This is a genomic window from Bartonella alsatica, assembly GCF_013388295.1.
GTDB classification, from domain to species: Bacteria; Pseudomonadota; Alphaproteobacteria; order Rhizobiales; family Rhizobiaceae; genus Bartonella; species Bartonella alsatica.
Genome location: NZ_CP058235.1, coordinates 1141895 through 1167892, shown reverse-complemented (window position 1 = coordinate 1167892; position 25998 = coordinate 1141895). Strand labels below are relative to the sequence as shown.

Annotated in this window: 22 protein-coding genes and 2 pseudogenes; 6 read left to right on the top strand and 18 right to left on the bottom strand. The window is 36.5% G+C overall.

The genetic code is table 11. The features are described 5' to 3' along the window. Nucleotides 1-38: 38 nt before the first annotated feature. Entirely contained in the window at nt 39-398 is a 360-nt protein-coding gene (gene omp10 / locus HWV54_RS04760) for an outer membrane lipoprotein Omp10 (protein WP_005866217.1), read from the top strand. Between the two features lie 241 nt (nt 399-639). On the opposite strand, the gene HWV54_RS04755 is transcribed toward omp10, so the two are convergent. Both HWV54_RS04755 and galU read right to left on the bottom strand, forming a co-directional pair. Further along, nucleotides 640-1635 carry a KpsF/GutQ family sugar-phosphate isomerase gene (locus HWV54_RS04755; RefSeq protein WP_005866218.1) on the bottom strand — a complete coding sequence of 332 codons (996 nt, stop codon included), beginning with the start codon at nt 1633-1635 and terminating at the stop codon, nt 640-642. Between the two features lie 39 nt (nt 1636-1674). Next, nucleotides 1675-2565, bottom strand: coding sequence for a UTP--glucose-1-phosphate uridylyltransferase GalU (gene galU / locus HWV54_RS04750; protein ID WP_040296400.1), 891 nt, complete (start codon nt 2563-2565; stop codon nt 1675-1677). Between the two features lie 254 nt (nt 2566-2819). Between galU and HWV54_RS04745 the strand changes: the two genes are divergently transcribed. Beyond that, nucleotides 2820-4076, top strand: coding sequence for a lytic murein transglycosylase (locus tag HWV54_RS04745; protein ID WP_005866222.1), 1257 nt, complete (start codon nt 2820-2822; stop codon nt 4074-4076). 15 nt (nt 4077-4091) lie between these two features. Continuing rightward, nucleotides 4092-5159, top strand: coding sequence for an SGNH/GDSL hydrolase family protein (locus HWV54_RS04740; RefSeq protein WP_005866224.1), 1068 nt, complete (start codon nt 4092-4094; stop codon nt 5157-5159). 162 nt (nt 5160-5321) lie between these two features. Here the strand turns inward: HWV54_RS04740 and HWV54_RS04735 are convergent, their stop codons facing one another. Continuing rightward, nucleotides 5322-7346 (bottom strand): M3 family metallopeptidase, encoded by a 2025-nt coding sequence (locus HWV54_RS04735; protein WP_005866226.1) that lies wholly within the window; start codon nt 7344-7346, stop codon nt 5322-5324. A gap of 337 nt (nt 7347-7683) precedes the next feature. Here HWV54_RS04735 and mgtE point away from each other — a divergent pair, with 337 nt between their 5' ends. From mgtE to ppa, 3 genes are all read left to right on the top strand, one after another. Further along, nucleotides 7684-9060, top strand: a complete 1377-nt coding sequence (gene mgtE / locus HWV54_RS04730; RefSeq protein ID WP_005866228.1) for a magnesium transporter — start codon at nt 7684-7686, stop codon at nt 9058-9060. Nucleotides 9061-10493: 1433 nt separating this feature from the next. Further along, complete coding sequence (typA, locus tag HWV54_RS04725; protein WP_005866230.1) at nt 10494-12320, top strand: translational GTPase TypA; 1827 nt, start codon at nt 10494-10496, stop codon at nt 12318-12320. A gap of 68 nt (nt 12321-12388) precedes the next feature. After that, nucleotides 12389-12919: an inorganic diphosphatase gene (gene ppa / locus HWV54_RS04720; RefSeq protein ID WP_005866232.1), complete on the top strand. Its 531-nt coding sequence runs from the start codon at nt 12389-12391 to the stop codon at nt 12917-12919. Nucleotides 12920-12957: 38 nt separating this feature from the next. Here the strand turns inward: ppa and HWV54_RS04715 are convergent, their stop codons facing one another. The 15 genes and pseudogenes from HWV54_RS04715 to HWV54_RS04650 form a co-directional block, all read right to left on the bottom strand. Continuing rightward, the gene (locus HWV54_RS04715; RefSeq protein WP_005866234.1) at nt 12958-13275 is read right to left on the bottom strand and encodes a DUF167 domain-containing protein; all 318 of its coding nucleotides are present in this window, start codon (nt 13273-13275) and stop codon (nt 12958-12960) included. Nucleotides 13276-13299: 24 nt separating this feature from the next. Continuing rightward, the gene (locus HWV54_RS04710; RefSeq protein ID WP_005866236.1) at nt 13300-13593 is read right to left on the bottom strand and encodes a YggT family protein; all 294 of its coding nucleotides are present in this window, start codon (nt 13591-13593) and stop codon (nt 13300-13302) included. 347 nt (nt 13594-13940) lie between these two features. Further along, nucleotides 13941-14501, bottom strand: coding sequence for an invasion associated locus B family protein (locus HWV54_RS04705; RefSeq protein ID WP_005866238.1), 561 nt, complete (start codon nt 14499-14501; stop codon nt 13941-13943). Between the two features lie 106 nt (nt 14502-14607). Continuing rightward, nucleotides 14608-15129, bottom strand: coding sequence for an RNA pyrophosphohydrolase (locus HWV54_RS04700; RefSeq protein WP_005866240.1), 522 nt, complete (start codon nt 15127-15129; stop codon nt 14608-14610). Nucleotides 15130-15177: 48 nt separating this feature from the next. Continuing rightward, nucleotides 15178-16488 (bottom strand): S41 family peptidase, encoded by a 1311-nt coding sequence (locus HWV54_RS04695; protein ID WP_005866242.1) that lies wholly within the window; start codon nt 16486-16488, stop codon nt 15178-15180. Then, nucleotides 16478-17762 (bottom strand): annotated as a pseudogene (locus HWV54_RS04690) (murein hydrolase activator EnvC family protein). The gene HWV54_RS04695 and the pseudogene HWV54_RS04690 overlap by 11 nt, the downstream one beginning before the upstream one ends. 96 nt (nt 17763-17858) lie before the next feature. Then, entirely contained in the window at nt 17859-18341 is a 483-nt protein-coding gene (gene rlmH, locus HWV54_RS04685; RefSeq protein ID WP_005866245.1) for a 23S rRNA (pseudouridine(1915)-N(3))-methyltransferase RlmH, read from the bottom strand. Nucleotide 18342: 1 nt separating this feature from the next. Continuing rightward, complete coding sequence (rsfS, locus tag HWV54_RS04680) at nt 18343-18786, bottom strand: ribosome silencing factor (RefSeq protein WP_040296401.1); 444 nt, start codon at nt 18784-18786, stop codon at nt 18343-18345. Nucleotides 18787-19139: 353 nt separating this feature from the next. Next, a complete protein-coding gene (locus tag HWV54_RS04675) occupies nt 19140-19724 on the bottom strand; it encodes a nicotinate-nucleotide adenylyltransferase (protein ID WP_005866249.1) in 585 nt (194 codons plus the stop codon). A 29-nt stretch (nt 19725-19753) separates the two neighbouring features. Then, the gene (locus HWV54_RS04670) at nt 19754-21010 is read right to left on the bottom strand and encodes a glutamate-5-semialdehyde dehydrogenase (protein ID WP_005866251.1); all 1257 of its coding nucleotides are present in this window, start codon (nt 21008-21010) and stop codon (nt 19754-19756) included. A gap of 49 nt (nt 21011-21059) precedes the next feature. Beyond that, nucleotides 21060-22199: a glutamate 5-kinase gene (proB, locus tag HWV54_RS04665; protein WP_005866253.1), complete on the bottom strand. Its 1140-nt coding sequence runs from the start codon at nt 22197-22199 to the stop codon at nt 21060-21062. Between the two features lie 14 nt (nt 22200-22213). Next, entirely contained in the window at nt 22214-23227 is a 1014-nt protein-coding gene (gene obgE / locus HWV54_RS04660) for a GTPase ObgE (RefSeq protein ID WP_005866255.1), read from the bottom strand. Nucleotides 23228-23395: 168 nt separating this feature from the next. Continuing rightward, nucleotides 23396-24124, bottom strand: a complete 729-nt coding sequence (locus tag HWV54_RS04655; RefSeq protein WP_005866257.1) for an RlmE family RNA methyltransferase — start codon at nt 24122-24124, stop codon at nt 23396-23398. 119 nt (nt 24125-24243) lie between these two features. Beyond that, nucleotides 24244-24803: pseudogene (locus HWV54_RS07245) on the bottom strand (Ppx/GppA phosphatase family protein); the annotation flags it as partial. A gap of 621 nt (nt 24804-25424) precedes the next feature. Continuing rightward, nucleotides 25425-25997: an invasion associated locus B family protein gene (locus tag HWV54_RS04650; protein WP_005866261.1), complete on the bottom strand. Its 573-nt coding sequence runs from the start codon at nt 25995-25997 to the stop codon at nt 25425-25427. Nucleotide 25998: the final 1 nt, after the last annotated feature.

Genomic DNA, 25998 nt, shown 5'->3' with positions numbered 1-25998 from the left:
AGCCTAGAGAGCAAAGTGATATAAATAGAGTAAATCAAATGAAACGCATCTGCCGTATTTTATGTCTTACAATTACCGCTTCTGTATTAAGTTCCTGTGGCTTTTTGCAATATTATGAACAAAATATGCTAACTGGAATTGATGGTAAATGGATTGATGAAAATGGTATTATTTCTTCGTTCCATAATGGTGCTTTTGAAACCCGAGCAGCAGATACAGAAGAAAAGCTATCAGAAGGTACATATAATTATGTCAGTACTCAACACATAGAAATTGAAATACGCTCCATTCTCCGTGGAACAATATCCCGAGTCAATTGTACGATATCGCATAATGCAACACAACTTCTCTGTACATCACATACAGGGACGCAATTTTTTCTTAAGCGAAAATTTTAAATAACATAAAAGCCAAGGCTTCTATTTTATTAGAAAAATGTAGGGTAACGCATAACAAGAAGCGGTAAAATCTTCCTCCTGATAAAAGTCTTCTCTAAGTTACACAAAGATCCCTATATAATCCTCTACGAGAATAATTTGTAGTAAGCCATGAAATACGAAAACTATCACCTTTTGCAACAAACGTCTCAATAAAGTTGTTTCACAGACAAAATTTTATCTGGTATGGATACTCCTTCACCTAAGCTGCACCAATGCGCAAAAGATCATGAAAATGAACAATCCCTATTGGTTTCTTATTTTCAACCACGAAAAAAGCACCAATATGGTGATCATTAATAAAAGCTGTCGCCGCACCAACCAATGTATTTGGCTCCACAATTTTTGGATCTTTCGTCATCACCTCATCTACATTAAATTTTGACAAATTAAAGTGAATGTTGCGTGCGAGATCACCATCGGTCACAATCCCAATTAACTCACCTTCTTGATTCACAACGCCAACACAACCAAAATGTTTTTTAACCAAAACACTCATAGCTTCAGTCATACTTGTACCTTGCACAACCAAAGGAATACTGTCACCATCATGCATAATATCACGCACGTATTTAAGGTTTGCACCAAGAGAACCACCAGGATGATAAATCTTAAAATCCGTTGCGGTAAAACCACGCATTTCTAAAAGCGCAACAGCTAATGCATCTCCCATTGCTAATTGCATAACTGTTGAAGTTGTAGGAGCAAGCCCATGGGGACAAGCCTCTTCTATCTTCGGCAACAATAGTACAATATCAGCTTGTCGTCCCAATGTAGAGTGCTCACCCGATGTCATTGCGATAAGTGGCGTGTGAAAACGCGCAGCGTGATTTATAATACCACTTAATTCCAAGGTTTCGCCTGACCACGACAAAGCGAGAATAACATTATCAGATCCAATCATACCAAGATCACCATGATTGGCTTCTGCAGCATGTACAAAAAAAGCAGGTGTCCCCGTTGAAGCTAAGGTTGCAGCAATTTTTGTACCTATATGACCACTTTTACCAAGGCCAGTAATCACCACATGACCATTGGCGTTTCTAATAGTTTGTACAGCAGCTTTAAAAGAGGAAGAAAGGCTTCCAAGAAGAGCAGTTTCAAGGGCTTCAAGCCCCTGTTTTTCACTCGCAAGTGTTTTAAGTGCCGATGTAACGGCACTCTGCAAACCCGACAGAAGAGAAGACTGTATTGTCATGATCAAATTTGATATATAAAATTAAATGAGGAATCTATATCATTTTTCAACTTTAATTGTTTCTAGTAAATTTTTTAATGAAGCAGAAACTTGACTATGCATATCAGCCCGTGCCAAAGAAAATGCAACGTTGGCTTCAATGAAACCAGTTTTAGAACCACAATCAAAAGCGAATCCCTCTAACTGGAAACCAAAAAAATCTTGCTCATTTGAAAGCTGTACCATCGCATCCGTTAACTGAATTTCATTTCCTGCTCCTCGTTTTTGGTTGGAGAGAATATTAAAAATTTCTGGTTGCAAAATATAACGCCCATTGATGTACAAATTCGATGGAGCTGTTCCTTTTGTTGGTTTCTCTACCATTTTTGTAATTTTAAAACCATTTGCAATTTGTTTACCTTTGCCAACGATACCGTATTTATGTGCTTCCTCAAGATCGCACTCCTGAACAGCAATAATATTTCCTCCTCCTGTTTTTTCATAAAGATTCATCATTTCAGAAAGGCAGTTATTTTTAGCTTGAATCAGCATATCCGGCAACAATAAAGCAAAAGGTTCCGCCCCCACTAACTCACGCGCACACCAAAGAGCATGCCCCAATCCTAAAGGTTTCTGTTGCCTTGTGAAGGAAGTCATACCTGGTGAAGGTTGTAAGTCTTGTAAATGCTCAAGCTCCTCTCTGCGGCCATGTTCAGCAAGTGTTGTATATAATTCAACTTGTGCATCAAAATAATCTTCAATTACTGCTTTATTGCGTCCAGTGACAAAAATAAAATGCTCAATACCCGCTTCACGTGCCTCATCTACAACATATTGAATAACAGGCTTATCAACAATTGTCAGCATTTCTTTAGGTATCGTTTTTGTTGCAGGAAGAAAACGTGTACCAAGACCTGCTACGGGAAATACTGCTTTACGGATTTTCTGCACTCTGTTCATTCTTAGTTTACTATATAGATTTCCGATTTTGTTTATCATATGTCATAATTAAATTATTAAAAGCTGTCTTATCTATTGTAACTATCGTTATAATGCATAGCAAAAAGATGAAAAAAGAGACAATATTATTGAAGAGTACTTTCTCAACATAAATAATCCTTTTCAGCTTTTCTGGAAACTTGACAACATACTCAATTAAACCAAATACAAAAATAAAATCATTTAACCTTAGCGGGAATTTTAAAATGCAAAAAATAGAATTTAAAGTATTTTCATCGTTGGAGAAATTCATAAACCAAAGAACTTATATCATTGGTTCAGCTTTTATTCTTTTTGCTTTCTCAATATTCTTTTCTTCACTTTCACACGCTGATAATGGCTTTAAACGCTGGGTTGAAGAATTTAAAAAAACAGCTTTAGCCAACAATATTTCACCAACTATATTTGATATGGCTTTTAAAGATGTCACTGCAATTGACACAGAAGTTTTAAAAAGAGCAGCATATCAACCAGAATTTATTGATCCTTCATGGAACTATTTTGACAATCGGGTTAATGATATCGCAATTATAGAAGGACAATATCAAGCGAAAAAATGGGCGAAGTGGCTTCCAAAAATTGAAAAGCGTTTTGGTGTTAACCGCAATATTCTTCTCGCTATTTGGTCAGTGGAAAGTAATTATGGAAAAGTTTTAGAAAATAAAGTTGTGATGCGTGATACTATCCGTTCATTAGCAACCTTAGCCTATGCAGACCAAAAGCGTAAAAAATACGCGTGTGTGCAACTTATTGCAGCTATGAAAATTTTACAAAATGGTAATATTCAGCGCTCTCAACTGATTGGATCTTGGGCAGGTGCTCTTGGACATACGCAATTTATTCCAACTAGTTACCTTGCCTATGCTATTGACATGGATAACGATGGATACAGCAATATTTGGGAATCAATTCCAGATGCCCTTGCTACTACAGCTAATTTACTTCATATAAATGGTTGGCGATCTGACCTTCCTTGGGGAATTGAGGTTAAATTACCACACGGGAAAACATTTCCTGAAAATTGGCTTTCCTTTAAACAATGGAAAAAGTTGGGAGTTCGGCATGCACATGGAAAACCTTTTCCTTCTCCATCTGAGCATGCAATATTGAAATATCCTGATGGCCCCAAAGGACCTGCATTTTTAATAACAAAAAACTTCTTTGTTCTTAAACGCTATAATAATTCGGATCGTTATGCTTTAGCTGTTGCTCTACTAGCTGATCGCATTGCTGGACATCCGGGATTAGTCCAAGATTGGGAACGACCATTTAAGCCTATTACTTTCAAAGAGCGTATGGAATTACAATCTCGCTTAGCTGCGCTGGGTGATTATGATGGAGAAATTGATGGAAAAATTGGTCCAGCTTCTAAGAAAGCGCTTAAAGCTTTTCAACTGCGACACGGCTTAACAGCAAATGGATATCCAACTCGTGAAGTTCTCTTCCTTCTTCGAAAACAATAATTTGGAGTAAAGTGTTTGTCTTATTTCCGCTCGATACACTTAATCTTCCTGTTTTTCTCTCTATTTGCTGTGAGTGTTATACAACCATCTTCAAGCAAAGCAACGAACTTTTTTAAATGGTTGTTAGAACGTAACAAACAAGAGCAACCACAACAACAGCCGCGAACTATGGAACCTAAAGTATATCAACCAAAGAAAAAGGCTATCATACAAAAAACCGTACAAAAATTGAAAGATACAAACGCAAAACGAATTCTCGTTATAGGTGACTTTGTAGCTTCTACTGCTGCCAATGAACTGAGCAAACTTTTTATTGATGATAACGATATTATCATCATAAACAATGCAGTCCCATCTTCTGGCTTAGTTCGAACTGATCACATTTCTTGGAAAAATAGTATTCCTGAACTTATCGATAAAAATAAACCTGATGTCATTGTTATGATAATAGGCGCAAATGATAACCAACCAATCACAAACTCTCATGGCGTATTCAGTCCTCTCCAACCAGAATGGATGAATATCTATAAGCAAAGAATTATCGAAATTACTGAAAGCCTACATAACTCTGGAAAACCATGGATCTGGATGGGACAGCCAGCCTTTGAAAATAATAGTTTAACACAAAAAATACAAACCTTTAATGAACTTTATAAAAATGCAACAGAAGCTGCAGGAGGATATTTTATCAATATTTGGGATGGTTTTATTAGCGCACAAGGTCAATTTTCTTTTTCAGGTTATAATGTCAATGGGAAAATAACCAGACTTCGCACCAATGATGGCATTAATTTTACTTTTGAAGGAAAGCAAAAACTTGTCTCTTATTTAAGGAAACCATTAGAAGCTATTTTAAAGCTTCCTGTCTTTTCTCATGAAAACATACCTCTTACCAACACAAATACTCTGCAATCTGTACAAGGCTTACATAATATTGAACGCCAACCACCTATAAGCCTCGATGAGATGACACAACAAAACACCTACTTACTAAACAAAATTGATCAAAGTCTTATGAAAAAATCATGGTCACCCCCAAATGGCCATCAGAAAGAGAGAGCTGATAATTTTTCTTTTCCATGATCTGTTAAAAACACAGAGTCTCATTTTTTTCACAAACCAAAAGTCGAATAAAATAAAAAGCCCTCTTTTCACATGATCATGATAGGGGTTTGGTAAACCTTAACAGAAATAAAGACCAAAAAGAAATAACGGTATAGTCTAAACCATACCTACCGTTATCATTTACAATCCACGTTTTTTAATCATTGCCTCTGATGAAGGCAACCGTCCCCGAAAAGCTTTATATAGTTCTTCTGGATCACGACTTCCTCCTGCAGAGTAAATAAAACGTCTCAACTTATCAGCAAGCTCTGAATTAAAAACATCTCCCGTTTCTTCAAAAGCCTGAAAAGCATCAGCATCAAGTACTTCCGACCACATATAAGAATAGTAACCAGCGGCGTAACCATCACCTGAAAATATATGCGTAAAATGTGGAGGTCGATGACGCATAATAATTGTATCAGGCATTTGCAGTTTTTCTAACTCTTGACGTTCAAACACTGTCGGATCAGTTATCTTTTGTCCTTGATGAAAAGCCATATCTACTAAAGCTGATGAAGTAAATTCAACTGCAGCAAAACCTGCATTAAATGTCTGTGCTGACAAAACCTTATCTATTAATGTTTGCGGCATAGGAAGTCCTGTTTTTGCATGCGTAGCATAAGACTTTAAAATTTCTGGTACAGTTAACCAATGTTCGTAAAGTTGAGAAGGAAGTTCAACAAAATCACGTGAAACAGATGTTCCAGACACAGATGGCCATGTTACATTAGAAAGCAAACCATGCAATGCATGACCAAATTCATGGAAAAGTGTACGTGCATCATCCAGGGATAAAAAAGCAATCTCTCCTTTAGGTGGCTTAGCAAAATTACACACATTATAGATAATAGGCTTTTGTCCGCCATTTAATTTATGCTGCGATTGCAATCTGCTCATCCATGCACCAGACCGTTTTGAAGAACGAGCAAAATAATCACCGATAAAATGCCCGAGTAGACTTCCATCAGACTTTTTTACTTCCCACAAACGTACATCAGGATGCCAAAGCGTAACAGTCTTTTTTTCTTCAAATGAAATCCCAAAGAGTTTTTTTGCTACTGCAAAAGCTGCTTCAATTATGCGATCAAGTTGCAAATAATGTTTAACTTCAGCTTCATCGAAAAAAAACTTTTCAGCGCGTAATTTTTCAGCATAATAACGCCAATCCCAAGCTGCTAAGGATTCATTACTTCCCTGACTTTTTGCAAAATCTTGTAATTCAGTTTGTTCATTAACTGCTTTAGCTTTTGCTCGTTCCCATACCGACATGAGTAAATCCATAACGGAATCAGCATTCTTCGCCATAGTATTATCAAGCTTCAAATCTGCAAAGGATTTATATCCTAGTAATTTAGCCTGTTCATCTCGAAGTGCAAGAATCTCTACAATAATCGCTCTATTATCATTATCATTATTATTTTCACCTCGTTTAGACCAAGCTTGAAATGCACTTTCACGTAAATCTCGACGATGAGAGAATTTTAAAAAAGGTTCAATCACTGAACGTGCCAATGTTAACCCATAGGCTCCCTCATTGCCCCTTTCACGAGCTATTTCCTTCATTGAAGCAATGAGATCATCTGGCAAACCAGATAAATCTGTTTGTTTTAAAAATAAAATCCACTCAGCTTCATCTTTTAAGACATGCTGACCAAACTTAGCACTTAAAAAAGCAAGTCTTTCATTAATTTCAACGAGCCGTTTCTTACCTTTTTCATCAAGTTTTGCACCATTGCAAACGAACTTTTTCCACCATAACTCAAGCACACGTGTTGTTTCACTATCATACATATTCTGCTGCGACTGCTTATAAAGCACATCTATTTTTGCAAATATCCGTTCATCCATCATAATTTTCGAAGAATAACGAGAAAGTTTTACAACAAATTCTTGTTCTAACTGCTGAATCAACGCATTACTATGAGCACCTGAACGTAAGAAAAATATTGAACATACACAATCAAGCGCTTTACCAGAAAGCTCAAAAGGTTGCAGAAAATTCTCAAGTGTTGGTGGTTCTTGCACCGTTGCAATCGTCTCTACTTCTTTTTCTGCTTCTTTAAGCGCTTGTTCAAAAGCAGGTTTAAAATCTTCATCACTTATTAAAGAAAAATTAGGAAGCTCTGAAAATCGCTTCCAGTCCAACATTGCTGCTTTTGTCATAATATTCTCTATCTCCATTATAAATTTAAGGTATAACAATTGTCTTTACGACACACATTATAATATTATTAAACTTATTTAGTATGCTTCAAAAGTGCCTTTCAGACATGTATTTTAGTAGAAGAAATAAAAGATGTTTTTTATCATAAGGAGATAAACAAAAATAAAAATCCCTACGTACCTGATTCATGAAATTGTTTATAACCTGCAATCTATCCTTGACTTTAGTTTAAATATTAATAATTGGGAGCTTTTTTTAAATCTTCTATAACTTTTGTTCTGCCTTATTCATATACCTAAATTCGCAATTTCCCAATCCTTCGGAAGGTACTTTATCATGACTGAAATCAGCACGACCTTCGACTTCAAAAATTCTTCTCCTGAAGCTCTTGCCGAAGAATTAAAAAATTATCATTTTGCGGACTCAATTGATATCATAAATGATCTCGATATCATGGAGCGTGTAGCTATTCTTAGCCTTCTACCTCTTGATTATGTTATTGAACTCTTTGATAAACCAGAACTTGAACAACCAGCAGCTATTCTTGAACTCCTGCCAGTGAACCGTTCTGTTGAAATTCTTGACGGTATGTCCGCAGATGCTGCTGCGGATGTTTTTCAAGAGATGAATAAAGAAACCCGTACGCGGCTTTATGCTTTACTTAAACCCTTAACGCGAGCCGAACTAAAAAAACTTACAAGTTATCCTAATCACACAGCTGGTGCGCTAATGACAACAGAATTTATAGCGGTACCAGCAAATTGGACTGTCAAAAAAACTCTTGATCACATTCGTGATGTTGAGCGTACACGTGAAACAGTTTACACAAGCTATGTCATTGATCCTAAAACAGGGACTCTCCTCAAAGCTATTTCACTCCGTAATTTGATTCTTGCTTCACCTGATGAACAAATTCTAAACGTCGTCACGCATGACACTCCCATTACAATATCTCCCTACACCCATCACGAAGACATTGCTCGTCTTTTTCAGCGCCATGATCTTCTCTCTGTCCCAGTTATTGATGACGGAAACCATGTTATTGGTATTGTGACAGTCGATGACGTCCTTGATACAATGGTTGATGAAATGAATGAAGATGCCTATAAATTTGGAGGTATGGAAGCTCTCAATAAACCCTATATGCAAATCAACTTTCTTGGAATGATGAAAAAACGTGGAGGCTGGCTTGCTTTACTTTTTGTCGGTGAAATGTTGACAGCCAGTGCTATGCAATATTTTGAAACAGAACTTAAAAAAGCTATTATCCTTACACTGTTCATTCCTCTTATTATGAGCTCAGGAGGAAACTCTGGCTCACAAGCTACATCTCTTATTATTCGTGCATTAGCTTTACGTGAACTGACGCTTAAGGATTGGTGGAAAGTCATCATTCGCGAAATTCCAACAGGGTTGTCCCTTGGTCTTTTACTTGGAATCATTGGAGTTATGCGTATTGTTTTTTGGCAACAACTGGGTATCTATGACTATGGTAAACATTGGATTGCTGTTTCCATAACAGTAGGCACAGCTTTAGTCGGAATCGTTACATTCGGATCCTTATCCGGTTCTATGCTTCCTTTTATTCTTAAACGTTTAGGATTTGATCCAGCAAGTGCTTCAGCTCCCCTTGTCGCAACTTTAGTCGATGTCATGGGGATTGTAATCTATTTTTCTGTTGCTGCCTTCATTTTATCTGGGACTCTACTCTAACACGGGAAAACAAAAATGCTTCTATTAGAAATAGTTGAGAAAACCTTGATTTTAAAGAACATAAAACAGCACTATACATCTTAAATTAGATTTCTTAATACTGTTATATTACGTTATTTCAAATCCTCTTATTATTTTCTACTTTAATAGCATTAAATGATATACTTGCGTCTGAGCTTTTTTCACTAAACCTGTCTGAATCTAATTAGACAATTTTCTTTAAGCTGCAAGAAGCTTTTTCCACTTGATTCGTTTGGTGCTGTAGTATTTCCAAGAACATTTTTTTACTAGTGACAATAAAAAATAATTTTTATTCTTAAACTTTTAATTTTACTTTTAGATAATTGTTATTATAAATAAAGTTTCTAATTAAATATTTTAATTTAAAAATAATAATTTTGTAACTTTAGAAAATTTATTATTACTCTAAGTTATAGATAATTCTATTCCAATCATAAATGAAAGAACTATCTGACAAACTGATTTTTTTATTAATTATGTTTACAAATTCCCCAATATTTAAACGCTCAATGATGTATCAGGTTTTTTTTACTATCAAAATTGTAAATTTTTGTTTTTATATAGAATGGCAAATATTTTAAATATTTCAAAAATTTCTCACTACAAAAAATATATGAATAATATATCTTCATTATCTTGATATAAAAATCATACATTTACAAAATCAATTACTTTTTCACCATTTCTTTTTTTATTAAGGTGCTTCACACACCTCTAAATACTAGTTTAATGATGAAACTCGATTTGTATATTAATTAAAAAATCTCTGTTTTCTAAGTTAACAGTTTATATATAAAATGCTTAAATATCTTAAAATTGTTATTATCTAAATATTATCGACATTTGATATAATTTAAATTATTTTTTCGAGATAAATATACTATAATTTCATTTATGAATAAGAAAAAACTGCTTACCGACAAATAAAATGAGAGATTGACGTATTTAATCCTTTCTCAGACAAATTTTCATTAATACATTAAACCTCTTAAAATATGCAGATAAATAATCTTTGCTTCAATAAATAATAAAGGTATAAATGAAAGAATGTTACTCTACTGAGCACTCTAATTCAATATAGAAAATAATGTTTATATCATTATAAATCAATATCTTAATAACACAGTTCTGTATTGGATTTTAATATTATTTATACGCTACAACTAAAGCACATGCCTTATCATAAAAGAACAATTTGTTTCTTAATGCATCCCTTATGTGAAATGCTCATAAACTCAAAAATTTTCAGATTTAATAGAACATCAAAAGCCTTTAAAACACTTTTCCATAAAAATATTTCCTCCTCTTCCCAAAGTATTAAAAAACATGTAAAATGTTTTGTAATAGTTAAGGTAAGGGACGCAAAAGCTCTACCTCAAATGGAATTTCATTAAACGAAAAGAAGAAAATTTATGCAATTGCGTAACATTGCCATTATCGCCCACGTTGACCATGGGAAAACAACGCTCGTAGATGGACTGCTCAAGCAATCAGGAAATTTCCGTGACAATCAACGTACCAGCGAACGTATGATGGATTCAAACGATATTGAAAAAGAACGGGGAATTACAATTCTAGCGAAGGTAACGTCTGTTGTTTGGAAAGATACCAGAATTAATATTGTTGACACTCCTGGCCACGCTGATTTCGGTGGTGAAGTTGAACGTATCCTCAATATGGTAGATGGAGCAATTGTGCTTGTTGATGCCGCTGAAGGGCCTATGCCGCAAACCAAATTTGTTGTCGGCAAAGCATTGAAAGTAGGTTTACGTCCTATTGTTGCCATTAATAAAATTGATCGCCCTGATGCGCGTGCTGACGAAGTTATTAATGAAGTCTTTGACCTTTTTGCTGCTCTTGATGCAACCGATGAACAGCTTGATTTTCCCATCCTCTATGGATCAGGACGCGATGGATGGATGGCTGAAGCCCTTGAGGGACCAAAAGATCAAGGACTTAGCCCTCTGTTTGATCTTGTAATCCGCCATGTTCCTTCTCCTAATGTAGCAGAAGGACCATTTCGTATGATCGGAACTATTCTTGAAGCAGATCCATTTCTTGGGCGAATTATTACAGGCCGTATTCATTCGGGCTCTATAAAACCCAATCAAAGTATTAAAGTTCTTGGACAAGATGGAAAGCTTTTAGAAACTGGGCGTATTTCGAAAATTTTAGCATTTCGTGGGTTAGAGCGGCAACCTATTGAAGAAAGCATTGCCGGTGATATTGTAGCAATCGCTGGGCTACAAAAAGGTACTGTTGCTGATACTTTCTGTGATCCCACGGTCAATGAACCTCTTACCGCTCAACCAATTGATCCTCCCACTGTTACTATGAGCTTTCTCGTCAATGATAGCCCCCTTGCAGGAACTGAAGGTGATAAAGTAACAAGCCGTGTTATCCGTGATCGTTTGTTAAAAGAAGCAGAAAGCAATATAGCTCTTAAAATTGAAGAATCAGCTGATAAAGATTCTTTCTATGTCTCAGGACGAGGAGAATTGCAGCTTGCAGTTCTCATCGAAAATATGCGCCGTGAAGGATTTGAGCTCAGTGTTTCACGGCCACGCGTTGTTATGCAAAAAGATGAAAACGGAACAACTCTTGAACCAATCGAAGAAGTTGTCATCGATGTTGATGAGGAATATTCAGGAACGGTCGTTCAAAAAATGTCTGAACGTAAAGCTGAAATGGTTGAATTGCGTCCTTCTGGCGGTAATCGTGTACGTCTTGTCTTTTATGCACCAACGCGAGGCCTTATAGGCTATCAATCTGAGCTTTTAACTGACACACGTGGTACAGCAATTATGAATCGCCTCTTTCACGCTTATGAACCTTATAAGGGAGACATTGATGGCCGCGTCAATGGTGTGATGATTTCAAATGATAACGGTGAATCTGTCGCTTATGCTCTTTTTAATCTTGAAGATCGTGGACCTATGATAATCGGTGCTGGTGTTAAAGTCTACCAAGGCATGATTATTGGCATACACTCACGTGATAACGACTTAGAAGTGAATGTTTTAAAAGGAAAAAAACTAACAAACATGCGTGCTGCTGGAAAAGATGAAGCCGTAAAATTAACTCCTCCTCTTAAAATGACATTAGAACGTGCTCTATCGTGGATACAAGATGATGAACTTGTAGAAGTGACTCCTAAAAATATTCGTCTCCGCAAATTTTATCTAGATCCTAATGAACGCAAACGTTTTGAAAAAACACGCTCAACAGTTTTAAGCTAATTTTATAACTTCTTCGGTCAAACCTTTTATTGTACCTAATTTCACCATACTTCGGAAAGGATATTTACATGAATATTAAAGAAATTCCCGTTGGTAAAAATCCCCCACAAGATATCAATGTCATCGTAGAAGTTTCTCTTGGTAGTCAACCAATAAAATATGAGATGGATAAAAAATCGGGTGCATTATTTGTTGACCGTTTTCTTTATACATCGATGGTTTATCCAGGAAATTATGGTTTTGTCCCACATACACTGTCAGATGACGGTGATCCAATTGATGTCCTTATTTGTAATACCCGTCCACTCCTTCCGGGCTGTGTTATTAATGTTTGTCCCCTCGGGGCCCTAATTATGGAAGATGACGGTGGTAAAGATGAAAAGATTATTGCTATCCCTACTCCAAAATTAACAAAACGTTATATTAATATTCATGACTATACAGATCTTCCTGAAATTACATTAAAACAAATTGAGCATTTTTTTGAACATTACAAAGATCTTGAGCCAGGGAAATGGGCTAAAATTGAAGGTTGGCGTGATAAAAGTTTTGCATGTGAACTGATTAAGCAAGCTATTGAGCGCAATAAAGAAGTGTGACTCTTTCAAAAAAATAAAGCCTGTTTTTAAATGAGTTTTTATTTTGAGATGCAATCTCTTAAAGATTTCCATATTTGCTTTAGTTCTTCCAAATGTGTGGAAAAGTAAAGCTGTTTGTAGCGAGATTGTGCACCACTTTTCAGAGAAATACAAGACGATGGAATTTTCCATTGCTTCGCTAAAAATTTGATAAGCGCTTTATTTGCTTTTCCATCTTCAGGAACAGCACGAAGGCGTACAACCAGATATTGCTTTCCATTATCTTTACATTCAACTCCCATTATTCGATCTACGGGAGATTTTGGAATGAGATATATAAACAAAATTAAACCATCCGTACCAAACTGATGAAACATTTTTACTCATCTCATGCAATATTTTTATAGATACATGTTTGCATAAGCATTCCACATGAACATACGAATAAAATAAATAATTATGAACACTACAATAGGTGAAATATCAATTGTTCCAAGATTCGGCAAAACCTGCCGAATACAGTTTAAAACCGGCTCTGTGAGACGATACAAAAAGCTTCGTATTAAAATAATAAAGCGATTGCGTACATTGACTATATTAAATACACAAAGCCAAGAAAAAATGACACTTGCGATTAAAATATTAATATAAATATTGAAAATGAGATCAATCACTTGAAACAATGTATAAACCATAGTTTATCCTTCTTTCAATTAAAGAAACAAAGATTTTTATAGAACTTTCACTAAAATAAGCCCATTTATCAAACAATGGTTTTATACTCCACCTTCTTTTTCCATGAATAGAAAATCGAAACATTCTAATTCTTCATTTCTATAATTATGATGATGAACCTAACAAGCAAGTATCCGAATAAAAAACAGCTGGTCAAAATAGCAACAGTAGCAAATAACCTGACAATCTTAAAAAAACTCTGAATATCTCTTACATAATAATTTCGTCGTTTTAACCGTAAGCCTACTACACAAAATTCTTAAACTAAAAACGGCCTTAAAAGGCCGCCTTCGTTTTATCTTTTAGATTATTTTTGCAAAGCAATTAAACGATTAAGTGCATTGCTAAAACCATTCAATTGAACGAATAAATCGTTTAAAGCTGGTTCACCTGGAGCAGCAACTGTCATAGCCAACTTCAAATGTTTTCCAGCACGTAAAGCAGCCACATAATTTTTGTCAAAAACTATTGGAACAATGCAACCTGCTGGTACACAAGTCCGAATACCAGTCTCGATAACAGCTTTTCCTTCATCAACTTGTAAACGAACAGGCTTGGAAACCAAAATACCAAAAGGAACTGTCAAATTACCAGATACAACACCATCAGCATTGATAATAACATTCATAACCACAACGACGCGGCCCTGATCATTCACTTCCTGACGGCTTATAAAACAAACCTTCTTTCCTTCCTGTATACCGCAGCTAATACTCCACAAACCATAGGTTTCGGTCAAAGAAGAAGCACCATTCGGCAAGGTAGCTGCTGCAGGCTTGGTTGCAGCTGGTTTCGAATCTGAAGCAAATGCTACAGAAGAAATACTCAAGAGAGTAAAAACTATAAGTAAATTAAATAACTTTTTCATCTTATATTCCAGTTCTTTACATAAAAGAGAAATATTCTATTATCTTAACGATTACATAACATAAAGCATCTTAATAAAAAAAGAGCTTTCTACCACTATATAGCTTTTATAATCTTCTAAGGCTACCTCGAAATTCATCGACAACTTTCATATAAACATGCTTTTTAAAAGAAATAACAATTGAAGGAAGTATTTCCAAATCAACCCATTTCCACTGATCGAATTCTGCTTTATTGCCATCTGGCGGAGGATTTATCTTGATTTCATAGAGATCCCCTGTAAATTGAAAAGCAAACCATTTTTGTATCTGTCCACGGTATTTATTGTTCAAGGTACACCCAACAAGTTCTTGTGGAAAATCATAATGGAACCAATCCTGTGCTTCCTTAATCAACCTTACAGATCGAATTCCTGTTTCTTCGTAAAGTTCACGACATGCTGCATCGAATGGCTTTTCATTCTCATCGATTCCCCCTTGAGGAAGCTGCCAACGATGAGATATTTCGGTATCAACGTGTGCACACGTCATTAAACGGCGTCCAACCCAAACTTTACCTACATGATTAAAGACAACAATCCCAACAGATTTTCTATAAGGAAGAGCCTTCAAATTAATCACTGCATCCATTCAATTATCTCCCAAATTTATAAGCTGTCAGCTGTTACACACCTTTTCTCACTTTAAAACATCCTTATTGGGATCTGGTGGAAATGCCGCATTTGCCATTTCACCCCGTAACAGCTTATAAGCCTCATGTAATTGAATATCTTCCTTAGGATCCTGGGGAACAAAAGCAGCTGAGCCAGACCCTTTATTGCTTTCTTGCTTTCCTTTGATATGCCCTTTTAATGCAGATTCACCAACCTTTACATCATAGCCTTTGTATTTTTCAGGTAGTGGTTGCTCTACAATAATATCAGGTGTAATCCCTGTTCCTTGAATTGAGGTGCCAGACGGCGTATAATAAAGTGCTGTTGTTAAACGTAAAGCACCATCTTCACCCAAAGGGATAATTGTTTGAACAGATCCTTTACCAAAAGATTGCGTTCCTAAAATTGTAGCACGACGATGATCTTGTAATGCTCCTGCAACAATTTCAGAAGCACTTGCCGAACCACCATTAATCAGCACAATAAGAGGTTTTCCATTGATGATATCACCTGGCTTAGCATCAAATCTTGTCACATCACTCTTTTTACGCCCACGAGTTGATACAATCTCACCTTTATTAAGAAAAGCGCTTGAAACATTAACAGCCTGGTCTAAAAGACCACCAGGATTAAGCCGTAAATCAAGAACATACCCTTTTAATTTATCTTGAGGAATTTTAGATTGAATATCTTTAATTGCAGCCTGAAGATTGCCAAAAGTCTGTTCAGAAAACTGAATGATTCTTAAATAACCAATATCGCCTTCAACACGATATTTCACCGCCTTCACTTTGATGATATCACGAACGACCTTAATATCGATCGGCTTATCAACACCAGAACGAATAATCGTCAACGTAATTGGTGTTCCAGGAGCACCACGCATCTTATTAACAGCTTCATTTAACGTATAACCATTGGTCTGTACACCATCAATTTTTGAAATAAGATCTCCCGCCAAAATCCCTGCTTTTGAAGCAGGTGTATCATCCATTGGAGAAACAACTTTAATTAAATTTTTCTCCATGGTTACTTCAATACCAAGGCCTCCAAATTCTCCCTTTGTAGAATCCCGCATCTCCTTGGCTTCTTGCGCATTCATATAAGACGAATGGGGATCAAGTGATATGAGCATTCCTTTGATAGCATTCTCAATAAGCTTTTTATCATCTGGAACCGTCACATATTGCATACGTACTCGTTCAAAAATATCACCAAATAGGGCTAGTTCTTTATATGCTTCACCTTCATTCTTAGCAGCAAAAGACTGCACCATAATCATTGAACTGGCGCCGAGCAATACCCCAGCGACCCAAAGAATAACTTTACGAATCATTTTGGTTCCTTTTCGTTTTTTTCAGTTCGCCACCAAGGAGTTGGATTTATAGGCTTCCCTTGCTTTCTAAACTCAATGTAAAGCATCGGAGCAGTTTTGCCTATATCCAATGCAACACTGTTCGCAATAAATTGCATCCCCATCGTCCCAAGAGGCTCACCCGCAAGAACAAATTGCCCCTGAGCGACATTGATTCTGGACATACCAATAAGCACGATATGATAACCATTTCCAACATTGAGGATAATTAACTGTCCGTAAGAACGAAATGGTCCAGCAAAAGCAACAAGAGCATCAGCAGGAGATATAACGACTGCTGCTGCTTCTGTTTCAATCATCTCACCAAAGCGAGCAAACTGCGAATTTTTATGAGCATGCTGAATTCTTGTTCCTAAAACAGGAAAAAGCAAAGAGCCTTTTCTATTTTCAAAATTGGATCGCTCTAACAATTGTAAATTTTTCCGCACTTGTATTGATATATCAGAATTAAGTTTTGATTGACGATCAAGTTCTAAAATTAATTCTTCCAAAGATTGGGCTTTTTTCGCAAGAACAAGGTTTTTTTGTTGTTGCTCTGTAAGTTTTTTTTCTGTTTTTGTTTGTAGTTTGGCTTTTTCCTCTAATAAAAGCTCTAGATGCTTTTGCTGCTCTGCTTGGTTTTGCATTTTAATTTTTAATGCTGCATATTCTGTAGCAATTGAATTGCTCAAAGTAGTCAATTCCTTGAGACTTTCTGTTAAAGCTTGTGTTTTCTCTTGCATCTGAGGTACGACAGCCCCCAATAAAACAGAACTACGTACAGAAGCTAACACATCCTCAGGCCGTACCATAAGAGCAGGAGGTGGCTTTAATCCCATACGTTCTAAAATGACAAGAACTTCCGCAAATTCAGCACGACGACTTTTCAAATTTTGATAAACTTGTGCCCGCTTTTCTATCATTTTTTTTAGCTTTTCTTCCTTTTCAGCAATATCATTTGCTACTGCACGTTCTGCTTTAGCAGCTTTTATGAGTGCATTACTCAAAACAAGTTGATCTTTCTTTAAACGCTCAACCTGACGCGTAAGAAAAGCAACACGCTCATGTGAGATGGAAATATTTTGGCGAATTTCTACCAACGCTTTATGTGCTGCTTCTACACTCCTAATTTTATCTTCAGCATGCGATACAGAAAAGCAAAATCCTGTACTCAAAAACAGCGTGACAAATATCGCGCATTTCTCGTATAAATATCGTATCTTTCTATGAAGAAGCTTCTTCATTTGCCCAACCATTAAGCATCATCGCATAAACTAACGTTGCTTTAAATGATGTCAGCTAAAACAATATTAATAAATACATAGTTAAGTACTAAAAATCGCACAAAAACTTTAAAAACGATGATAAGGATGATTACTCACAATTGTTACAGCACGATAAAGCTGCTCTGTAAGAAGTATACGCGCAATTTGATGCGGCCATGTCATAAAACCAAAAGACAAAAGAAAGTCAGCACGACTTCTTATTTGTTCATTATGCCCATCAGGTCCTCCTAAAGCAATTATGAGATCACGGATACCTTCATCACGATAAAACTGTATTTTTTCCGCAAAAGCAGATGACGAAATCGACTTTCCACGCTCATCTAACACGATTAGTCGACATTTTTCAGGCAGAAATTCGATAAGCTTTCTTCCCTCTTCTTCCATACGCTGACATGCTGTCTGAGCACGACTTTCTGATATTTCCTTTAATTTTTTTAAATGAACCCCTATAGCTCCAGAACTTTTAGAAAAACGATCCAAATAATGGTGAACTAATTCATGTTCCGCTCCCTTTTTCATGCGACCAACAGCAAAAATAGAAATTTGCATGTTAATGATCTCCAAAGAGTACCGATTTTGTATTGTTAAAATCTGGAGCAAGCCACATCTTTTCTAAATTGTAAAAGAGACGAATTTCTGGACGAAAAAGATGGACAATAATATCACCTGTATCAATCAATACCCAATCACCTCCCGCAAGCCCTTCTACACTTGCAAGACCGCTGCCACTGTTTTTCCAAGTACGTAATAAATGATCAGCAACAGCAGCTACATGACGCTGTGAATATGCTGAAGCTATGACCATGTAATCAGCTAAAGCTGATTTCCCCTGAATATCAATAGAGACTATATCCTCTGCTTTTGTATCCTCTAAACTCTTGAGAATAATTTTGAGACTATCACGAGCAGAAAAGATTTTTTTTTCTGTCGAAGATGCAATACTGTAAAAATGTTTTTGTAACACGTTTTCCAGACCTATATTCTTTCTTATTATTTAAAGTATAAAAAAGTACCCCCTCTTAAAAGAGAAGCAAACTTTTTCGAATTTTGCTTCACCCTTTAAAACGAAAATTTTTATCTCCCTACCCCACCTATCTAACATTCAATTGGTTGCCCTCAGATTCACTCTACCGACTCTAACTCTTACCCTTCACCTTATAAGCTTACTGGAATAAATCCTGCTCTGAATGTCCCGTTTAACTTCACTCTTCTACACTTAATTGATGTAAAAGAAAATTGAAATCATACATGGATGCCATCGTATTTTTACATTGCATCGGATATGTTTTATATTACCGTCCAGAAAGACAATACTTTAGGTCCTCAAAGATAAAATACTCAAAAAAATCATGCTTTTTTTAAACGAAGATTCGTTGAAGACTGAAAAGACAAAGGCCCATGCAAATAAGTCCAAGCTGGTGGTTTCATAAAAGGTAATCGTCTGCTTTCTTTCTCATCTAAACGAAAAGAACGGTAAATGTGTGCCATAGGAGAAGAGAGTGCTGACATATGCAAAAAAGGACGATCAATAATCGCAATAGGAAGCATAGATACAATATCATGCCAGCGATACCAATGATGAATCGTTGCAAAACTATCTGCACCTATAACCCAGACAAAATGCACACCGCGATAATGTGCAAGAATATGAGAAATCGTATCTACTGATAGTTTACTACCTATAGCCTGTTCAAAACCCGTTACGCGAATCTTCGGATGATCAACGAGTTCAATACTTAGTCGCATTCTCTCATGTAAAGAGGGTAAGTACGTACAATCTTTTAGGGGGTTTCTTGGAGTTACCATCCACCATAATTGATCAAGACACAAACGCCGAATTGCAATTTTTGCAACAAGAAGATGTCCAGCATGCGGTGGATTAAAAGACCCACCTAAAAGGCCTACAACGTTAGACCTTTCAACATAGGGCATACGATCCTTCCATGCAAAAAATAGATTTTTCAAAGCCTAATCTGTCCATTTCCTTTAATATGATACTGAAATGATGTTAGCTGTTCAACACCTATAGGGCCACGCGCATGCATTTTTCCTGTTGCGATACCAAGTTCCGCCCCAAAACCAAATTCACCTCCATCAGCAAATTGAGTAGATGCATTATGAAGTAAAATAGCCGAATCTAAACGATTAAAAAATATTTTTACCACCCCCATATCCTCAGCTATAATCGATTCCGTATGCCCTGATGAATAACGTTGAATGTGTGCAATAGCTCCCTCAATACCTTCAACTGTTTTGACAGAAAGAATTGCATCAAGATATTCGTACGACCAATCTTCTTCAGAAGCTAATTTGAAGTCTGGCATCAGAAAAATAATATCTTCTGTTGCACGAATTTCACACCCCTTCTCCTGTAAAGCAGTTAGAACAGGAAGAAATTTTTTTAATGCTTGGCGGTCAATGAGGACTGTCTCAACAGCACTACATATCCCTGTACGCCGCAGTTTCGCATTTAAAACAATATTGCGTGCCATATCTAAATTTGCTGATTGGTCAATATAAATATGACAGAGTCCCTCTAAATGTGCAAAAGTCGGAACACGTGCATCAGACTGAACGCGTGCAACGAGTTTTTTTCCACCACGAGGTACAATAACATCAATCATACCATCCAATCCTTTGAGCATTTCTCCAACAGCACTACGATCTGTCGTTTCAACCATTTGAATAGCATTTTTAGGAAAACCAGCTTCCTCCAATCCTCTCACCAACGCCGAATGAAGTGCATGGGCAGAATGAAAACTATCCGAGCCACCGCGTAAAATTGCAGCATTTCCAGCTTTTAAACACAAAGCGCTTGCATCAATTGTAACATTTGGTCGACTTTCATAGATGATGCCAATCACACCAAGTGGTGTACGAACACGGCTAATATGAAGCCCATTTGGACGTGTCCATTCACTCATCACTTGCCCAACAGGATCAGGCAAAGAAACAATTTTTTGGATACTTTCTATAATTGCACGCAAACGCAACTCGTCTAACTTGAGCCTATCAATCATCGCTGCCTTCAAATTATTCTGAACAGCATTTTCTAAATCCTGCTGATTAGCTCGTAAAATTTCAGTTGATTGAGCCTCTAAACTTAAAGCTATCATTTCTAATGCTTTATTCTTTTGTTTAGGAGACATAATAGCTAGCGCCGCAGCAGCATGGCGCGCTTTTCGCCCCATTTCCTTCATCTGTTCTTTTAAAGTCATAATATTATTCACTCTGTTAAAACAATAAACAAGATAAAAGATAACTTTTTCAAGCAGAATCGGTCAAGCAGCGTAAAACCATATCATTACGATGCACCATAGCAGAGCGTGCTTCATATCCAAGGATAGATTCAATTTCTTTTCTTTTACACCCCATAATACGTACAACTTCATCTTTACCATAATTTACAAGTCCCCGAGCAATCTCAACTCCATTTACATCAACAATTGCAACCGTATCTCCACGATTGAATCTTCCCTCAACCGCAATAACTCCTACAGCTAATAATGATTTTCCAGATTCAAGAGCCTTCACCGCTCCCCAATCAATCGTCAAAAAACCAGATGGAGCTAAATGGCCAGAAATCCATGTTTTCCAAGCATTGACAGGCTTTTCACCGGCAGCAAAAAAACTATTGCGTTCCCCCCTATCAAGTGCTGTAAGAGGATTCATACGTTTGCCTGAAGTAATAACCATAGCCGTTCCAGCAGAATTTGCTATCTTACCGGCTTCAAGCTTGGTCTTCATTCCTCCGCGAGAAATCTCTGAAACAGTAACATCTGCCATTTTTTCGATATCACTAGTAATCGATGCAATAAAGGGAATAAATTCAGCCTTTGGATCACGATGGGGAGACTTCGCATAGAGGCCATCAATATCTGATAAAAGTATCAAAAGATCTGAATCCATCATCGTTGCTACACGTGCTGCTAAACGATCATTATCACCATAGCGAATTTCACTTGTTGCGACAGTATCATTTTCATTAATAACGGGCACCGCTCCAAAACGCAAAAGTACATTAATCGTAGCACGTGCATTGAGATAACGCCGTCGTTCTTCCGTATCGAATAGAGTGAGTAAAATTTGTCCTGTTTTTAATCCATACTGAGCAAGCGCATCACCATATGTCTTCGCTAATTCAATTTGCCCCAAAGCAGCACATGCCTGACTCTCTTCTAATTTCAAAGTTCCTTTAGGAAGTTGTAACAATGTTCTTCCTAAAGCAATAGCACCTGAAGACACTAATAAAATTTCAACACCTTTTTGACGCAACTTGACAACATCATTTATCAAACTATTGAGCCAATCAGCCCGTAAACCTGTCTGCGGATCAACCAAAAGTGCAGATCCAATTTTGATCACAATGCGTTTATAATGTGCAAGTTTTTGCAACCCAACTACCATTTTAATCAATCCTGCTATTCTCCGTCATCATGCTTTTTGCGTGCCATTTCAATAATATGTGCAACAGCGCGTAGTACATTTTCTAAACCTTCACGACTAACCGCAGAAAACATCAGCACAGATTTACCTGTTATTTTTTGTAAAATCTCTTGCTTAGCTTTACGTTCTTCAGCAGTGAGAGTATCTATCTGACTTAAAGCGATAATTTCAGCCTTATCACTCAGACTGTTCCCATATGCTTCTAATTCATTACGCAAAATTTGGTATGCCTTCGCCACATCTTCTTCTTGAGCAGAAATCAAATGGAGTAAAACACTACAACGTTCTACGTGTCCTAAAAAACGATCCCCAATTCCCACACCTTCATGTGCTCCTTTGATTAGACCGGGAATATCAGCCAAAACAAATTCACGAGCATCAATGCGCGCAACACCAAGATGAGGATGTAGAGTGGTAAAAGGATAATCCGCAATTTTGGGTCTTGCAGCGGTTACTGACGCTAAAAAAGTTGACTTTCCAGCATTAGGCAAACCAATAAGGCCGCCATCAGCTATTAATTTTAAACGAAGCCACAGTGTGCGCTCTTCTCCAGCCAATCCCGGATTTGCGCGACGAGGTGCTCGATTCGTAGATGTCGTAAAATGAAGATTCCCAAAACCACCGTTCCCTCCTTTTGCAAGACGGTATCGTTGTCCCACTTTTGTTAAATCACAGATTAACGTCTTATTATCTTCTTCAAAAATTTGTGTTCCAACCGGTACTTTAAGGATGATATCTTCACCTCTTTCACCCGTCATGTTACGCCCTTTACCATTCCCACCTGTTTTTGCTTTAAAATGCTGTTGGTAGCGATAGTCAATTAGCGTATTAAGCCCATCTACAACGAGGACCCAAACATCACCACCACGTCCTCCATTGCCCCCATCAGGGCCCCCAAATTCTATGAATTTTTCACGACGAAATGATACTGCTCCTGCTCCTCCATTACCAGAACGAATATAGACTTTAGCTTGATCAAGAAATTTCATTGGAAACGCTCACCGAGAAATCAATTCCTTTACCTCTACAGGCAATGCACTAATTTTACCAGTTTTTCATCATTTACTACAGAAAAACTATAAATAATATCACTGAATGCTGGTTGAAAATATCCTTACATCTTAGTAAGTAGACTTAAACCTTCTGAAAAGAAGAAGTTACTGTTGGATTTCTGTTTTTGCTTTAAACTCAAGAGCTAGAAGATAAAGCTCTACTGATTCTGTTCGGCTCGCAGGTGGTTTAACATGATGGACTGTTTTAAAGTTCTGTTTTAATGTAGTAAGTAGGGTGTTTTCTGTTCCACCTTGAAAGGCTTTTGCTAGAAAATGTCCTCCAGGTTTAAGAACAGAAAGAGCAAAATCGGCAGCAACTTCACATAAAAAAATTGTCCTCAAATGATCCGTCTGGCGATGCCCCGTTGTCGGTGCGGCCATATCAGAAAGTACCACATCCGGCCTTTCTCCTAAAGCATCAATTAATTTTTGCGATGCATCTGCATGTAAAAAATCCATTTCCAGCATAACAACCCCAGGTAATCGGTCAACATGCAAATAATCGATACCAACCACACTAGGCTTTTTATCACTTGTCTCTACTATACGTCCAGCTACTTGACACCACCCACCCGGTGCTGCTCCTAAATCAATAATCTTTTGACCTTTCTTGAGAAACTTATAGCGCTCATTAATTTCGATTAGCTTATAAGCGGCACGCGAACGATAACCATCCACTTTCGATTGATGAACATAAGGATCATTTAAATGCCTTTCTAACCATCGCCGTGATGATGCTTTAATGGTTCCTGGTTTTTTCTTTACACGCTGATATAATTCATGCGATCCTGAACCACCATATCCTCCAGTCGGTGTTTTAATCGTTTTTTTCATAGCTATTCGTTGTCTCCATATTCTGATAATGATCCTTGAAGCCTCTCCCCTTCCTATGGTGATACCTATACACTACCGCCTAACATAAGCTCTATCCAAATTCCTCCTCTCAACCAGAAATAAAATTTTGAATCTTCAGTTAGACTCTCTAACTTGTAACGGTTTGAAAAATTATTTAAAAAAACTCCACACATAACTTTTCACTTCTTCAAAATCATCCAAATTAATCTTATTTCCCCTCAAAACATTCAGCAAACGTGACAACAGAAACAGAAACTGAAGTTCATGCTGTAATCTGCTCAGTTAAACATAAAGAACGCTTTTTGAAAACATCAAGGAGCACAATTTCCGATGCCTTTCCTTTAATATCAAAAAATACAATTCCATCAGTATTCGGATTAACGAGTGTACCACACTCTGAAACAGCAAAACGCGCTTCTATTTTCTAATCAACAACTTCCAATTCAAGACTAATTTTATCCAAAATACCTTGAATAAATTCCTACTATTTTTCACCGAATGGCAAGTTTCAATTAGTAACCAAGCTATAATGCTTAATACATCTTTGTCTCAACTTTAAATGACAAATCTTTAGTGTTTTAATCGCGCGATCTATTGCTTGTGTATTTAGAAAACTACTATTTACTAAACCCTCTCCCAATCGTACAATACGTGAAAAGCATCAAAAACGTAAAAATACTCTCATTTACTAAGAGATACTATAAGGAGGTAGAATTTTATTCGTTCCTAAATCAGATATTGCTTAAAGAGATGGAGACTTTAATTGAAAAAATCGTAAAGAAAAAAAGGGTTAGAGTGTTTTTTCAACTATAATTTTTCTTTATACTCATAAGACCACGGCACTGTAATTGCATTTTGCAAAACGACTACAGCATTTTAATTTGAAATTATTAATATCAAAAAAGATTATTCTAAAAAATTGTAAGGAGCTTTTATTGAAACAAAGTAACCCATTTATTTGTTATTAAAAAACTACATTATGAATTTCTTAAACCGGCTATTTTAATGATTTTTATGTTTTTTACTGTTAACCACCAACGTGATTTACTCTAAAAGTCTCTTAGAAAAACTTTAATTCGTCTTTTCTATTACATATTTATATATAAATTAAACACCTGATTGTGATTTTACATTTATAAAATGTATTTTTGGTGAACCCACCTTTATACTTTATTTAGAATCTTACATTCATTATTCTCGATTTGAATCTTCATTTCTATTTAAATCTGGAATGAAATACAACAATTTATGAAAAAACTTATTAAACACTCTATATAATCTATCGTTGTAGAGAATTAAGTGCCGCCCTTAACCCTTTAAATGGCACAATAAAAGAAAATATCTTTCCCTCTTTAATCTTATAGGAAATACGCACTTTTTTATCTTTCTCTATTTGTTTACTGAGAATTGGTCCTACAGGTGATTGCGCTAAACAGACCGTTTCATTACATTGGGTATAATCAATGAGGATAGGCTTTTTAACACCCTCCATAAACACTCGGATAGGAACATTTATATCAGCATTTGGTAGTGTTCGAAAAAGCATTATTGCTTGACCATTTTTTGTAGCAACAAGAGACCAACTAAAAATAGTGTTATCGTCATGATCATGAACAGTCTGCGTTACATTACATATGCCCTGCTTAAATTTTTGTGTTTCATCACAAATCAAAGTCCAATGATAAAATTGCATAATGATTCGGCGCGTTTCACCAGGTTCTCCCTTAGGAATAGATAAATGCGGTGGTTGCACCGTATAAATATTACTATTCTCGTTGGCAAAGCTTTCACTCTTGCACAATAAGGCAAAAACGAAAAAAATCTTCATAAGAATATTTTGTCTTTTCATCATG

What these genes read in the sequence shown, in the direction of transcription:
- omp10 (WP_005866217.1), top strand. Translation starts at nt 39, where the DNA reads ATGAAACGCATCTGCCGTATTTTATGTCTTACAATTACCGCTTCTGTA.
- HWV54_RS04755 (WP_005866218.1), bottom strand. Translation starts at nt 1,635, where the DNA reads ATGACAATACAGTCTTCTCTTCTGTCGGGTTTGCAGAGTGCCGTTACA.
- HWV54_RS04745 (WP_005866222.1), top strand. Translation starts at nt 2,820, where the DNA reads ATGCAAAAAATAGAATTTAAAGTATTTTCATCGTTGGAGAAATTCATA.
- HWV54_RS04735 (WP_005866226.1), bottom strand. Translation starts at nt 7,346, where the DNA reads ATGACAAAAGCAGCAATGTTGGACTGGAAGCGATTTTCAGAGCTTCCT.
- mgtE (WP_005866228.1), top strand. Translation starts at nt 7,684, where the DNA reads ATGACTGAAATCAGCACGACCTTCGACTTCAAAAATTCTTCTCCTGAA.
- typA (WP_005866230.1), top strand. Translation starts at nt 10,494, where the DNA reads ATGCAATTGCGTAACATTGCCATTATCGCCCACGTTGACCATGGGAAA.
- ppa (WP_005866232.1), top strand. Translation starts at nt 12,389, where the DNA reads ATGAATATTAAAGAAATTCCCGTTGGTAAAAATCCCCCACAAGATATC.
- HWV54_RS04715 (WP_005866234.1), bottom strand. Translation starts at nt 13,275, where the DNA reads ATGTTTCATCAGTTTGGTACGGATGGTTTAATTTTGTTTATATATCTC.
- HWV54_RS04710 (WP_005866236.1), bottom strand. Translation starts at nt 13,593, where the DNA reads ATGGTTTATACATTGTTTCAAGTGATTGATCTCATTTTCAATATTTAT.
- HWV54_RS04705 (WP_005866238.1), bottom strand. Translation starts at nt 14,501, where the DNA reads ATGAAAAAGTTATTTAATTTACTTATAGTTTTTACTCTCTTGAGTATT.
- HWV54_RS04700 (WP_005866240.1), bottom strand. Translation starts at nt 15,129, where the DNA reads ATGGATGCAGTGATTAATTTGAAGGCTCTTCCTTATAGAAAATCTGTT.
- HWV54_RS04695 (WP_005866242.1), bottom strand. Translation starts at nt 16,488, where the DNA reads ATGATTCGTAAAGTTATTCTTTGGGTCGCTGGGGTATTGCTCGGCGCC.
- rlmH (WP_005866245.1), bottom strand. Translation starts at nt 18,341, where the DNA reads ATGCAAATTTCTATTTTTGCTGTTGGTCGCATGAAAAAGGGAGCGGAA.
- HWV54_RS04675 (WP_005866249.1), bottom strand. Translation starts at nt 19,724, where the DNA reads ATGCCCTATGTTGAAAGGTCTAACGTTGTAGGCCTTTTAGGTGGGTCT.
- HWV54_RS04670 (WP_005866251.1), bottom strand. Translation starts at nt 21,010, where the DNA reads ATGACTTTAAAAGAACAGATGAAGGAAATGGGGCGAAAAGCGCGCCAT.
- proB (WP_005866253.1), bottom strand. Translation starts at nt 22,199, where the DNA reads ATGGTAGTTGGGTTGCAAAAACTTGCACATTATAAACGCATTGTGATC.
- obgE (WP_005866255.1), bottom strand. Translation starts at nt 23,227, where the DNA reads ATGAAATTTCTTGATCAAGCTAAAGTCTATATTCGTTCTGGTAATGGA.
- HWV54_RS04655 (WP_005866257.1), bottom strand. Translation starts at nt 24,124, where the DNA reads ATGAAAAAAACGATTAAAACACCGACTGGAGGATATGGTGGTTCAGGA.
- HWV54_RS04650 (WP_005866261.1), bottom strand. Translation starts at nt 25,997, where the DNA reads ATGATGAAAAGACAAAATATTCTTATGAAGATTTTTTTCGTTTTTGCC.